The organism is Pseudomonas sp. PDM20, assembly GCF_014852575.3.
In the GTDB taxonomy this organism is placed as follows: domain Bacteria; phylum Pseudomonadota; class Gammaproteobacteria; order Pseudomonadales; family Pseudomonadaceae; genus Pseudomonas.
Genome location: NZ_CM181224.1, coordinates 46,021 through 58,053, shown reverse-complemented (window position 1 = coordinate 58,053; position 12,033 = coordinate 46,021). Strand labels below are relative to the sequence as shown.

At 66.5% G+C, this 12,033-nt stretch carries 11 protein-coding genes; 4 read left to right on the top strand and 7 right to left on the bottom strand.

What is annotated here, in order from left to right; genetic code table 11:
- Positions 1 to 35: 35 nt before the first annotated feature.
- Positions 36 to 1,544: a YdgA family protein gene (locus tag IB261_RS00255; RefSeq protein ID WP_151188871.1), complete on the bottom strand. Its 1,509-nt coding sequence runs from the start codon at positions 1,542 to 1,544 to the stop codon at positions 36 to 38.
- Between the two features lie 191 nt (positions 1,545 to 1,735).
- Here IB261_RS00255 and gloA2 point away from each other — a divergent pair, with 191 nt between their 5' ends.
- Positions 1,736 to 2,122, top strand: a complete 387-nt coding sequence (gloA2, locus tag IB261_RS00250; RefSeq protein ID WP_081518941.1) for an SMU1112c/YaeR family gloxylase I-like metalloprotein — start codon at positions 1,736 to 1,738, stop codon at positions 2,120 to 2,122.
- 201 nt (positions 2,123 to 2,323) lie between these two features.
- Here gloA2 and IB261_RS00245 read toward each other — a convergent pair whose 3' ends face one another.
- On the bottom strand, positions 2,324 to 3,265 hold the full coding sequence (locus tag IB261_RS00245; protein WP_081518942.1) for an AraC family transcriptional regulator: 942 nt from the start codon (positions 3,263 to 3,265) through the stop codon (positions 2,324 to 2,326).
- Positions 3,266 to 3,587: 322 nt separating this feature from the next.
- Between IB261_RS00245 and IB261_RS00240 the strand changes: the two genes are divergently transcribed.
- The gene (locus IB261_RS00240) at positions 3,588 to 3,905 is read left to right on the top strand and encodes an antibiotic biosynthesis monooxygenase family protein (RefSeq protein WP_081518943.1); all 318 of its coding nucleotides are present in this window, start codon (positions 3,588 to 3,590) and stop codon (positions 3,903 to 3,905) included.
- A 58-nt stretch (positions 3,906 to 3,963) separates the two neighbouring features.
- Here the strand turns inward: IB261_RS00240 and IB261_RS00235 are convergent, their stop codons facing one another.
- The 5 genes from IB261_RS00235 to IB261_RS00215 all read right to left on the bottom strand — a co-directional run bounded on the left by IB261_RS00235 (position 3,964) and on the right by IB261_RS00215 (position 9,413).
- Positions 3,964 to 6,348 carry a TonB-dependent receptor gene (locus IB261_RS00235; RefSeq protein WP_192383475.1) on the bottom strand — a complete coding sequence of 795 codons (2,385 nt, stop codon included), beginning with the start codon at positions 6,346 to 6,348 and terminating at the stop codon, positions 3,964 to 3,966.
- A 285-nt stretch (positions 6,349 to 6,633) separates the two neighbouring features.
- Positions 6,634 to 7,566, bottom strand: a complete 933-nt coding sequence (locus IB261_RS00230) for a FecR family protein (protein WP_151188869.1) — start codon at positions 7,564 to 7,566, stop codon at positions 6,634 to 6,636.
- Positions 7,563 to 8,084 carry a sigma-70 family RNA polymerase sigma factor gene (locus IB261_RS00225; RefSeq protein ID WP_081518946.1) on the bottom strand — a complete coding sequence of 174 codons (522 nt, stop codon included), beginning with the start codon at positions 8,082 to 8,084 and terminating at the stop codon, positions 7,563 to 7,565. The genes IB261_RS00230 and IB261_RS00225 overlap by 4 nt, the downstream gene beginning before the upstream one ends.
- Before the next feature lie 103 nt (positions 8,085 to 8,187).
- Entirely contained in the window at positions 8,188 to 8,520 is a 333-nt protein-coding gene (locus IB261_RS00220; RefSeq protein WP_192383476.1) for a DOPA 4,5-dioxygenase family protein, read from the bottom strand.
- Entirely contained in the window at positions 8,517 to 9,413 is an 897-nt protein-coding gene (locus tag IB261_RS00215; protein WP_192383477.1) for a choline sulfate utilization transcriptional regulator, read from the bottom strand. Before IB261_RS00215 ends, IB261_RS00220 begins: the two co-directional genes overlap by 4 nt.
- A 129-nt stretch (positions 9,414 to 9,542) precedes the next feature.
- Between IB261_RS00215 and betC the strand changes: the two genes are divergently transcribed.
- On the top strand, positions 9,543 to 11,060 hold the full coding sequence (gene betC, locus IB261_RS00210; protein ID WP_192383478.1) for a choline-sulfatase: 1,518 nt from the start codon (positions 9,543 to 9,545) through the stop codon (positions 11,058 to 11,060).
- A gap of 30 nt (positions 11,061 to 11,090) precedes the next feature.
- The gene (locus IB261_RS00205; RefSeq protein ID WP_192383479.1) at positions 11,091 to 12,029 is read left to right on the top strand and encodes a choline ABC transporter substrate-binding protein; all 939 of its coding nucleotides are present in this window, start codon (positions 11,091 to 11,093) and stop codon (positions 12,027 to 12,029) included.
- Positions 12,030 to 12,033: the final 4 nt, after the last annotated feature.

Sequence of the window (12,033 nt, the reverse complement as noted above, 5' to 3'; positions counted from 1 at the left end):
GCGAATGCCGGGCTTTTTTTCGTTTCGGGCGAAGCTTATTCCACGCCTTCTTCCTGCGGCTCTTCTTCCGCGCCAGCAGCGCCGCCGCCCAGGCCCAGGCCTTGCGCGGAGCCCATGGCGAAGGCCATGAATTCGGGGACGCTCATGTCCTTGCCGTTGAACTTCACCTGGTCGTTGGCGTAGGCCAGCGAGCTGGACAGCGCGTTGCCGTCGAGCACCGCCCACTGCGAGTTCAGGGCCATGCCGCTGAACAGGTCGGTCATGGCATCGGACTGCTGCTTGAGCGCCACCGGATCGACGCTGCCGGCCGCCTCGCCACCCAGCGAACCCTGCAGGGCGACGATGTCGCCGATCACCGCCTTGTCCACTTTCAGGTCGGCCTTGAGCGCGGCCAGGATGCTGCGGGCCATCTCGTCAGGCGTGGCAGCCGCGGCGTCGGGCTTGCGCAGGTCGACCGACAGCGAAGCCTTGGCCACGCCATGGCTGGTCTGCAGCGACAGCTCGTCCAGCGACAGCACCGGCGAGCCTTCCAGCAGGGCCAGGCCGAGGCGCTTGAGCTCCTCTTCCTGCTGCGGGGTCAGCTCGGTGCTTTCCAGGCTGTCCAGCGCCATCTTGTTGTAGGACTCCTTGAAGGTCTTGAGCACGCCTTCGTCGAGGTTGCGCAGGCTCAGGTCGAGCTTCACGCCGCCGATTTCCTGACCCTGCACCACGACCTTGCCGATGCGGTAGGAAACGCTCTGGTCCAGGCCCTTGCCGCCCTGCTTGAGGACTTCCTCGACCACGGCTTCGCGCAGTTCGACTTCCGGCGCGCCCGGCGACTTGATGTTCAGGCTCTTGATGGTGGCGGAGCTGGGGCCCAGGGCGAAGCCATTGGCGTTTTCCTTCTTGTCGCCCTGCAGGCCCAGGTCACGCAGCTGCACGCGCGCCGGCTGGCCGGTGTTCTCGTCGGTGAAATCCAGGTCGACCTCGGCGAGGTTGCCCACGGCGCTCACGTCCTTCTTGTCGCCGGACACACTGAAGGCCAGCTTGATCGGCGACAGGCGCAGCTTGTCGCTGTCCTTAGCGAATTCCAGTGGCGCGGTTTCGACGTTGCCTTCCTGCTTCTGGTCGTAGTGGATGGTCAGGTCGCCAGACAGCGGCGCCTTGCCGCCGGCGGCGGTGAACAACGGGGCGGTGAGTTCGTTCTGCTCGAGGGCGAAGTGACTCTGCGCCATGACCGGCGCCAGCTTGCCGGCCGCCAGGCGCGAGGCCGGGAAGGGGCCGTGTTCCAGGTGGTCGGTGAAGACCAGGGTCTGCGGCTGCTCGCCTTCCTTGCCGGCGAAGGTCAGGTTGTAGCGCGCGGTGCTGGAGAACAGGCCGCGCTGGATGTCCACCAGGGTCAGGTAAGCGCCCAGGCCGGGGGCTTCCTGCTTGAACAGTTCGTTGGCTTCGGTGATGCCGCGGTTCACTTCCTGCTCGACGCGGCTGCCGGTGTACCAGGCGCCGGCAACGGCGGCGCCGACGATGGCAACGGGAATGGCGATGGCCAGGGCGGTCTTTTTCATGCTGAGTCCTTTCAGGTGCGGCCGTACGGGGGACATCCTGTCGACCGTTTATGGGAGTGGGCGGCGGGATGCTAGCAGGCGCACTGCCATCACTCCAGCTTGTCAGCTGGAACCTTTTCACAGCGCCAGCATTGACCGACGGGGCACGGCTGTCAGGATAGAACGCTCCGACTCACCGGAAAGAACTGCCCATGGCCCTGTTGCAAAGCCTCCATCACGTCGCCCTGATCTGCTCGGACTACCCCCGTTCCAAGCACTTCTACACCCAGGTGCTGGGCCTGAAGGTGGTGGCCGAGACCTACCGCACCGCCCGCGACTCCTGGAAGCTGGACCTGGAACTGGGCGACGCGCGGCTGGAGCTGTTTTCCTTCCCCGGCGCACCGACGCGACCGTCCTACCCGGAGGCGCAGGGGCTGCGCCACCTGGCGTTCGCCGTGGACGACCTGGAAAGCGCCGTGGCCCACCTGCAGAGCCACGGCATAGCCTGCGAGCCGATCCGCGATGACGAGCTGACCGGCAAGCGCTTCACCTTCTTCGCCGACCCGGATGACCTGCCGCTGGAGCTTTACGAGCGCTGATGCCTGGCTTCAGGTGCCTGGGCATGCCCTCACCCTAACCCTCTCCCTCAGGGAGAGGGGACTGTCCCGAGCGCTCTGAAAACTCGGTGCTCGCCGACTGACTCCGCCGTCTCGCTGCACGCCAAACGGCCCCCTCTCCCTGAGGGAGAGGGCTGGGGTGAGGGGGAAAACCAGCACACCGATGCAGAACGGGACACGCACTCAGGCCGGTACCGCCTCGCTGCCCAGGGCCCCGCGCAGGCTCGCCAGATCGCGCAGCGGCGGCGCGCCGAACAGGCGGCTGTATTCGCGGCTGAACTGCGACGGACTTTCATAGCCGACACGGTGCCCGGCCACCGCCACCTCCAGTCCCTCCGACAGCATCAGCCGCCGGGCTTCCTGCAGGCGCAGCTGCTTCTGGTACTGCAGCGGGCTGAGCGCGGTCACTTCCTTGAAGCGGTGGTGCAGGGTGGACACGCTGAGGTTCACCTCGCGAGCCAGGTCCTCGATGCGCAGCGACTTGTCATAGTTGCGGTTGAGCCACTCGATGGCGCGGGTGACGCGGTGGGTCTGGCTGTCGGTCATCGCCAGGTCGTGCAGCAGGTGGCCCTGCGGGCCGCGCAGCAGGCGGTAGAGGATTTCGCGGACGAACAGCGGCGCCAGCATCTCGATGTCGCGCGGGGTGTCCAGCAGACGCATCAGGCGCAGCAAGGCATCGAGCACGGTGCAATCCAGGCGCTGCAGGTAGATACCTCGGCTGGCCGGGCGCGGCGCGGTGCCGGCAAGGCCGGCCTCGGCGATCAGCCGGGTCAGCTCGCCGGGGTCGATGTCCAGGCGGATGGACAGGTAGGGCCTGTCCGGCGAGGCCTCGATGACCTGGCCGGAGACCGGCAGCGTCACCGACACCACCAGCAGGTTGAGTTCGTCGTAGCGATAGACCTCGCTGCCCAGGCGCACTTCCTTGCAGCCCTGGGCGATCACGCACAGGGCCGGGCGGTAGAGCGTCGGCATACGGCCTTCGTTGGGGCAGTCGCCGCGCGCGACCAGCAGCGAATCGATGGCGGTTTCGAAGAGACCTTCACCCTGGCAGTGACGCTGGATGATGTCGGCCAGCTCCTGGCGGCCGGCGGCGATGGGATCAAAGGCGGGAACGGACTGGGACATGCACAGGACCTCCAGTGGCGGCGCACGAAGCTTACGCCCACGACGCATGCGCGCGTGTGACAGTAAGGCAGCCGCTGGAGGATCAGGCAAGCAATCGGCAGGAATGGACAAGCGATCCCGGCATCGGGTCGCGCACCGTGGCGGTGCAAGGGCCGGAAATGGCGCGGAAACACCCGGTTTCAGACTGCGGCGAATGTCCCGCAGGATCAGGCAAGAAGGTGACAGCATCCGGATAACGCCCGGTGCTGGCCGCGCCGTAAGCTTCCTGTCAGTCGTCCGAGGAGCCACCTCGGGCTTCTTCCTGGAACGCGGAGGACAGGACATGCACTGGCAAACCCCCATCGAACACGAATTGCAGATCCACCCCCGGCTCGGGCACGAGGCGGAACTGGGCGCCCTGATCGACAACCTGGTCGACGGCGCCCGCCGCGCGCCGGGATGCCTGCGCTGCCAGTTGGTAGCCGGCGAGAACGGCCAGCCGTGGCTGCTACAGGGCAGCTGGAAGGACGAGGAAGCGCTGCTGGACTACTTCGCCACGCCCTCGTTGCAGCTGCTCGGCGAAGTGCTTTTATGCCACTGCCGAAGCCTCAGCGGCGGCATAGTGGAAACCCTCGATCAGGCCACCGGAAAGGTGGCCTGAGTCTTTTCAGGTAGAGAGATTTGGGTAGAGAGCTTTCTGGCTCTGAATTTCCAGGCCCTCAGTATTCCAGGCTCCAGCCCAGGGTGAAGGTACGCCCGCGACCCTGGTAGTCATACAGATAGGCCGGACCGTAGGTCGGCGAATAGAACAGCGCGGCGCGCTGGCCCCAGACGGTGCTGTACTGCTTGTCCAGCAGGTTCTGGATACCGGCGCTGAAGGTGCCGAAACCGGTCTTCTGCTCGCCCATCAGGTCGAAGGTGGTGTAGCCGTCGATCTCGTGGTCCGCATCGTCCTTCAGGTTGAAGGCGTGCTGGCCCTGCAGGCGGGCACTGCGGGTGCCGTCGCTCCAGCCGACGAACGCGGTGGATTTGGACAGCGACGCATAGCGCGCATCGCGCTTGATCCAGTCACCGTCGGCATCCTCTTCCTCCGAGCGCACCAGGTGCAGCGTGGTGCCGCCCTGCCAGCCACTCTCGAAGTAGCGGGTGACCGCGCCCTCGAAGCCGAAGTCGCGGCTTTTCTGGTCCTGCACGTCGATGGTCAGGGTCGCCTGGTCGGTGGTGATGATCTTGTCCGACCAGATGTAATACACCGCCGCCTGGGTCTGCCACTGCATGTCGCTGTAGCGCCAGCCGGTCTCGACCTGGCGGCTCTTGATGCCGGCCAGCGGGTTGTCGTCCACCGACAGGCCGGCCTTGCCGTAGTACTTGGCCGGATCGGGCAGGTCGAAGCCTTCGCTGTAGTTGGTCCAGACCTGATGGCCGTTCTTGAAGTCGTAGATCGCGCCGAGGTTGAACAGGTTGACCTGGTAGTCGTTGCTGCCGCCGGGCACGCCTTTGAAATCGTCCACCTCCACGTCCATCTTCTGGTGGCGGGCGCCGCCGGAAATGGTCAGGTTGTCGGTGGCCTTCCAGTCCAGCTGGCCGTATACCGACAGGCCGTCGACGATGTAGCTGGGGTAGCGCGGCGCACTGCTGGCGGTTTCCAGGTCCAGGCCGCCACTCTCGGAAGACAGGCGCTGGTCGAAGACCTTCTGCTCGGCGTTGAAGCGTTCGTGGTCGAAGTCCACGCCGTAGGTGAACTTCAGCGAATCCCACTGCTTGCTGAAGAGTCCCTTCAGGCCGCTGACCTCGAAGTTCTGCTGCGAGGCGGCGAAGTACACGCCCTTCGAGCCGGTTGGCTTGCCGGTGTTGTAGTAGGGGAAGGGATAGAAGTTGTCGTCTTCCTTGCGGTAGTACGCCTGCAGATAGAAGTCCTGGTCCAGCAGGTTGTTGTGATGGTAGTTGGCATTGAGCAGCACGCGGCGGGTGCGCGGCTCGAGGTCGGTGTCCATGCCGCTGCGGATCTGCGCATCTTCCAGGTCCGAGGGCGCCTGGTACTTCAGGTTGGGAAAGTAGATGCCGGTGCTGCCATCGTTGCCCGAGTCGTAGTACTGCGCCAGCAAGTCGAGGCTCTGCTCATCGGTGAACTGCGCGGTGAGGTTGCCCATCACGTCGACGGTGCGGTTGTACTGCAGGTCGGTCTGGGTGTTGTCGATGAAAATCTGGTTGCCGGCGCCGTCGTAGAAGGCTTCGTTCTTCTCCGCCGAGACGCCCAGGCGGCCGACCACGCTGTCATTGCCACCGCTGATGGATTGCGCGGCGCGGGTCGACAGGTCGTCGCTGTTGTTGAAGCCGCTGCTGGCGCCCAGTTGTGTTTCGAAGCGGGTATCGCCGGCCGCGCCCTTCTTGGTGATGATGTTGATGATGCCGCCGGTGGCGCCGCCGCCGTAGATGGCGCTGGCGCCGGAGAGCACTTCGATGCGCTCGACGTTGAACGGCGAGATGCTGTCGAACTGGCGCGACAGGCCGCGCGAGCTGTTCTGGCTGACGCCGTCGATCATCACCAGCACGTTGCGCCCGCGCATGTTCTGGCCGTAGTTGGTGCGGCCTTCCGGCGCCAGGTCGAGACCGGGGACCAGCTTGCCGACGGCTTCCTTGAGGCTCACGCCGGTGTCCAGCTGCTCGCGCAGCTGGGTCTGGTCCACCACCCAGACGGTGCCGGGGATCGAGCTGATATCGGTGGGCGTGCGCGCCGCCACGCTGATCTGCATCGGTGCCAGGCTCAGGGCCGCGGAATCGTCCTTCTCGCGCTTGAGCAGCACGGTGCGCTCGTCGGTGAAGCGCCAGCTCACGCCGCTGCCGGACAGCAACTGGTTCAGCGCCTCCTCGGTGCTGTAGGTGCCGTCCAGCCCTTCGCTCTGCAGGCCCTGGATGTCCTCGGAATTGAACAGCAGGTGCAGCCCGGCCTGGTCGGCGAACTGGGTCAGCGCGCTGTCCAGGCTACGCGGGGCGATGTGCAGTTCGACGGCGGCGGAGCCGGCCGCGTGGGCCAGGGGAGCGGCGGCGCCGAGCAGGGAAGCCAGCAACAGCGCGCGGTGCAGCGGGGAAGGACGGTAATGCATGCGGGTGAAATCCGTTCTTGTGTGGGCAGGGTCGCGTAGTGAGAATTTTTCGCGTTCCTGCCTACGACGAAACGGCCGGGCAAACCTTGCAGTGCTAAATGCAAAAAATTTTCATTTTCTTGTGTGAGCGATCGCGGGCATGGGCTAGGCGCCCCCGCCCGTCCTACAGGGTGCGGCCGAACTATCCGGCGGACCGTAGGATGGCGTGGAGCGAAGCGATACCCATCAATCCCGTGCGCGACCAGCATGGGTATCGCTCCGCTCCACTCATCCTACGAAGAGCTATCAGGCCTTCGGGGCGGGGCGGATCAGTACCAGCCAGGGCAGGTGGGTAACGCTCACCGGCTGCAACCGCTCCAGGGTCTTGAGCAGGGCGCCGGGGTCCTGCAGGTCGAACACGCCGCTGACCTTGTGCTGGCGCAGCGCGCTGTCGGTCAGCACGATGCGACCGGGCACGTAGCGCTCCAGTTCATCGAGCACCTCGCCCAGCGGGCGCTGGTTGAAGATCAGCTTGCCGCGCTGCCAGGCACTGGCGCTGGACAGGTCCAGCGGCTGCACCGGTTCGGGCGCGGCGCTGTCGCGGTAGCTCAGGCGCTCGCCAGCGGAAAGCCGCACCGGCTCGCTGCCGGCGCTGTTCACCTGGACCACCCCTTCGGTCACGTCCACGCGCACCTGCGGCCCGCGGCTGTCGACATCGAAGCGCGTACCCACGGCGCGCACTTCGCCGCCCCTGGCCTCGACGATGAACGGCCGCGACGGGTCCTTGGCCACCTCGAACAACGCCTCGCCGCCATGCAGGCGCAGGCGCCGCTGCTGCGGGCTGAAGTCGACGGACAACGCACTGTCGCTGTTCAGCCAGACGCGGCTGCCGTCGGCCAGCTCCAGCATCCTCCGCTCACCGGTGCGGGTGGCGTAATCGGAGTACAACCCGGCCAGCGGCTCGGGCAGGGCGATGGTCAACGCAACGGCCGCAACGCACGCAGCGGTGGCCAGCGCCAGCAAACGACGGGGGCGCCGCGCACGCTGGCGATAGCGCTGGGCGCTACGGGTTTCCGGCAAGGCGCCCCACAGGGCTTCGGCCTCGCGGGCGGCGAGTTCGTGCTCCGCGCTCTGCCCGCGCCAGCGCAGGAAGTCCATGCGCTCGGCGGCCCCGGCGCTGCCCGAATGCAGCTGCACCAGGCGCTCGATGGCCTCGTCGGAAAGGTCCACGCGGCTCATGGCGTGCCCTCCTGACGCTGCGCCCAGTCGCGGCAATGACGCATGGCCTGAACGATGTACTTGCCCACCATGCTCTCGGAAACCCCCAGGCGCTGGGCGATCTGCGCGTGGGTGAGGCCGTCGAGGCGGTTCATCAGCAGCGCCTCGCGGGCGTTCGTCGGCAACTGGTCGAGGGCGGCGTCCAGGTGCTCCAGCGCCTCATGGGCGAGCAGGCGGTGCTCCAGCCCGGACGCGGGATCGCTCAGGTCGTTGGCGGCGGTTTCGTCGACATGCAGCTCCGCCAGCCGGCCCTCGCGGCGCAGGTTGTCGATGGCGATGTTGCCGGCCACCCGGAACAGGTAGGCGCGCGGGTCCTGCACCTCGGTTTCGGCGGGGTGGTCGGCCAGGCGCAGCCAGGTGTCCTGGGCAACGTCGGCCGCGCGCTGGTTGTCCCCCAGCCTGCGGGCGAGGAAGCGCATCAGGTCCGCGTAGTGCGCCTGGAAGCTCTGCAGCAGGGAGGAGGAGGCGAAGCGCCGCATGATGGCCGAAATACCCTGGAAAATCGGCCAACGTCTGTCAGGCCGATACGAAGGGTGGGCAGCATACACCGAATCGAGAATTATTATCGAATGCAAAAAAATGTCAGCTCGTGAACTGCGAGAGGTCCAGCGGCCGCACGGCGCCCATCCACATGGCGTAGTCGCGGTGATCGCGCAGGTCGTTGCCGGTGTTGGGGTGGACGAACACCACCAGGCCGTCACGGTTCAGCGCCAGCCACGGCACCAGGGTGGCGAAGGTGGCGTTGTCGAAAGCCAGCTGGCAGCTCCAGTCCGGGTGCGGGCCGACCGGCCGCTCGTGGACGCGGCCCATTTTCGCGCCGAAGCGGCGCGCGGCCTCCTCACACAGCGCGCGGGCGCGCTCGATGCTGCCGGCGTCGAAATAGACGTGGGCGTGGAAGTCCTGAATCTCGCTCATCGGTCCTGCTCCAGTTCCGCCTGCAGCCAGTCGACGAAACGCTGCACCAGGCGCATCCGCCGTTTGCGCTCGGGCAGCACGGCGTAATAGCCGAAGCGCGACTGCTGCGATCCGGCGATGGGTCGGCACAGTAACCCCTGTTCCAGCAGTTCGTCGACCAGATGCCGCCAGCCGATGGCCACGCCCTGCCCGGCGATGGCCGCCTGCACCAGCAGGGTGTAGTTATCGAAACGCAGCCCGGCCGGCGCCGGTGCACCGTCGATGCCCAGCGCGCGATAGACACCGCCCCAGTCGAACCAGCGGCTGGAGGCCTCGGGCTTGAGGTGCAGCAGCGGCAATTCGGTGAGTGCCTGGGGCGACAGCGGCAGCTCGCGACCCTCGAGCAAGCGTGGACTGCACACCGGGAAGACCTCTTCGCTGAACAGGCGCAGCGCCTCGCCATGCTTGAAGCGCCCGTCGCCGAAGGCGATGGCCACGTCGATGTCGCTGCGCAGGGCAATCGGGCTACGGTCGCTGCTGATCAGCCCGACGTCCAGCTCCGGATGCGCCTGGCGGAAGCGCGGCAGGCGCGGCATCAGCCAGTACGCGGCGAAGGCGAAATCGGTGGCGACCTGCAGTACCTCGTGGGGATGCTTCGCGGTGACCGCGGCGATACCGGCGTCGATGCTCTCCAACCCGACCTGAACGTGCTGCTGCAGCACCTGTCCACTTTCGGTGAGGGCAATGCCCCGGTGAATGCGGTCGAACAGGCGCACGGCGAGGAGCTTCTCCAGGCGCTTGATCTGCTGGCTGACCGCCGGCTGGGTGGTGCCCAGCTCGCCGGCGGCGGCGGTGAAGCTGAGCAGCCGCGCGGCGGACTCGAACACGCGCAGCAGTTCCAGCGGCACGCTCATGGCTTGCTCTCGCATAAGCAGGTGTTATCCGAAGCATGCCGCGCCATGCGCTTTACCCCTAATCCAGCAGCCAACAGACTCGTACCGCACAGCATCCCATAACAGCGCCAACAGGATAAGCCCAACGCCATGAAGCGCCAGCGCCCGAACATCCTCTTCATCATGGCCGACCAGATGGCCGCGCCGCTCCTGCCCTTCTACGACGCCCAGTCGCCCATCAAGCTGCCCAACCTCTCGCGCCTCGCCGGTGAAGGCGTGGTCTTCGACTCGGCCTACTGCAACAGCCCGCTCTGCGCGCCCTCGCGCTTCACCCTGGTGAGCGGCCAGCTGCCGACGAAGATCGGCGCCTGGGACAACGCCGCCGACTTTGCCGCCGACATCCCCACCTACGCGCACTACCTGCGCCGCCTCGGCTACCGCACCGCGCTGTCGGGCAAGATGCACTTCTGCGGTCCGGACCAGCTGCACGGCTACGAAGAACGCCTGACCAGCGACATCTACCCCGCCGACTACGGCTGGGCGGTGAACTGGGACGAGCCGGACGTGCGCCCGAGCTGGTACCACAACATGTCCTCGGTACTGCAGGCCGGCCCGTGCGTGCGCACCAACCAGCTCGACTTCGACGAGGAAGTGGTGTTCAAGGCGCGCCAGTACCTCTACGACCATGTGCGCGAACACCCCGAGCAGCCGTTCTGCCTCACCGTGTCCATGACCCACCCGCACGACCCCTACACCATCCCGCGCGAGTACTGGGACCTGTACCGCGACGAGGACATCCCGCTGCCCTCGGTGCAGATCGCCCAGGACGAGCAGGACCCGCACTCCCGGCGCCTGCTCAAGGTGATCGACCTGTGGGGCCAGGAGATGCCTGAAGAGAAGGTGCGCGCCGCCCGCCGCGCCTACTTCGGCGCGTGCAGCTATGTCGACGCGCAGATCGGCACGCTGCTGAGCACCCTGGAGGATTGCGGCCTGTCCGATGACACCCTGATCGTGTTCTCCGGCGACCACGGCGACATGCTTGGCGAGCGCGGCCTCTGGTACAAGATGCACTGGTTCGAGATGGCTGCCCGCGTGCCGCTGCTGGTGCACGCGCCCAAGCGTTTCGCCGCGCATCGGGTCAGCCAGTCGGTGTCCACCGTCGACCTGCTGCCGACCCTCGTCGGGCTGGCCGGCGGGCAGATCGAGCCCGGCGTCGATCTCGACGGCCGCTCACTGCTACCGCACTTGCAAGGCACTGGCGGCCACGACGAAGTGATCGGCGAATACACCGCCGAAGGCACCGTCAGCCCGCTGATGATGATCCGCCGCGGCGACTTCAAGTTCATCTACTCCGAGCAGGACCCTTGCCTGCTGTTCGACGTCGCCAACGATCCGCGCGAGCTGCAGAACCTCATGGATTCGCCGGCCCACGCCAACCTGGTACGCGACCTGCTGGGTGAAGCCCGCGCGCGCTGGGATGTGCCCGCCATCACCCGGCAGGTACTGGCCAGCCAGCGACGCCGCCGCCTGGTGGCCGACGCGCTGACCCACGGCACGCTGAAAAGCTGGGATCACCAGCCCCTGGTCGACGCCAGCCAGCAGTACATGCGCAACCACATCGACCTCGACGATCTGGAGCGCCGCGCCCGCTATCCGCAACCGAAATAACAACCACAACACGCCGAAGGGGAAGGGAGCATGACCAAGCGCACCGTACGACAAGCATCCGCACTATTGCTGGCCAGCGCACTGGCGCTGGGCGGCCCGCTGGCCCGGGCCGAAGATGAAGCCTGCAGTACGGTGAAGCTGGCCGACCCGGGCTGGACCGACATCGCCGTCACCAATGGCATCGCCGCTTTCCTCCTCGAAGGCCTGGGCTACAAGGTGAAGATCGACACCCTGTCGGTGCCCATCACCTACGGCGGCCTGCGCGACGGCCAGGTCGACGCCTTCCTCGGCAACTGGATGCCGGCGCAGCAGGGCTTCCACGACCAGTTCATCGCCAGCCAGCAGGTCACCCAGCTGGCGAAGAACCTGCAGGGCACCGAATTCACCCTGGCGGTGCCGACCTACGTGTGGAACGCCGGGGTGAAGACCTTCGACGACCTCGACAAGCACGCCGAGCAGTTCAACAGGAAGGTCTACGGCATCGGCTCCGGCGCGCCGGCCAACCAGTCGATCCAGAAAATGATCAGCGCCGACGAGTTCGGCCTGGGCGACTGGAAGCTGGTGGAATCCAGCGAACAAGCGATGCTCGCCGAGGTCGGCCGCGCAGTGAAGCGCGAGCGCTGGGTGGTGTTCCTCGGCTGGACGCCGCACCCGATGAACGTGAAGTACGACATGAAGTACCTCACCGGCGGCGAGAAGTACTTCGGCAGCACCGGCAGCGTGTTCACCGTGACCCGCAACGGCTACACCGAGCAATGCCCGAACAGCGGCAAGCTGCTGGCCAACCTGTCGTTCGACCTGAAGATGGAGAACGCCATCATGGCCGAAGTGCTGGAGAAGAACGTGAAGAACCCCGACGCGGTGAAAGCCTGGATCAAGGCCAACCCGCAGAGCCTCGACACCTGGCTGCAGGGCGTGAAGACCCGCGACGGCGGCGACGCGCTGGCTGCCGTGAAGGCCAAGCTGTAGGCCG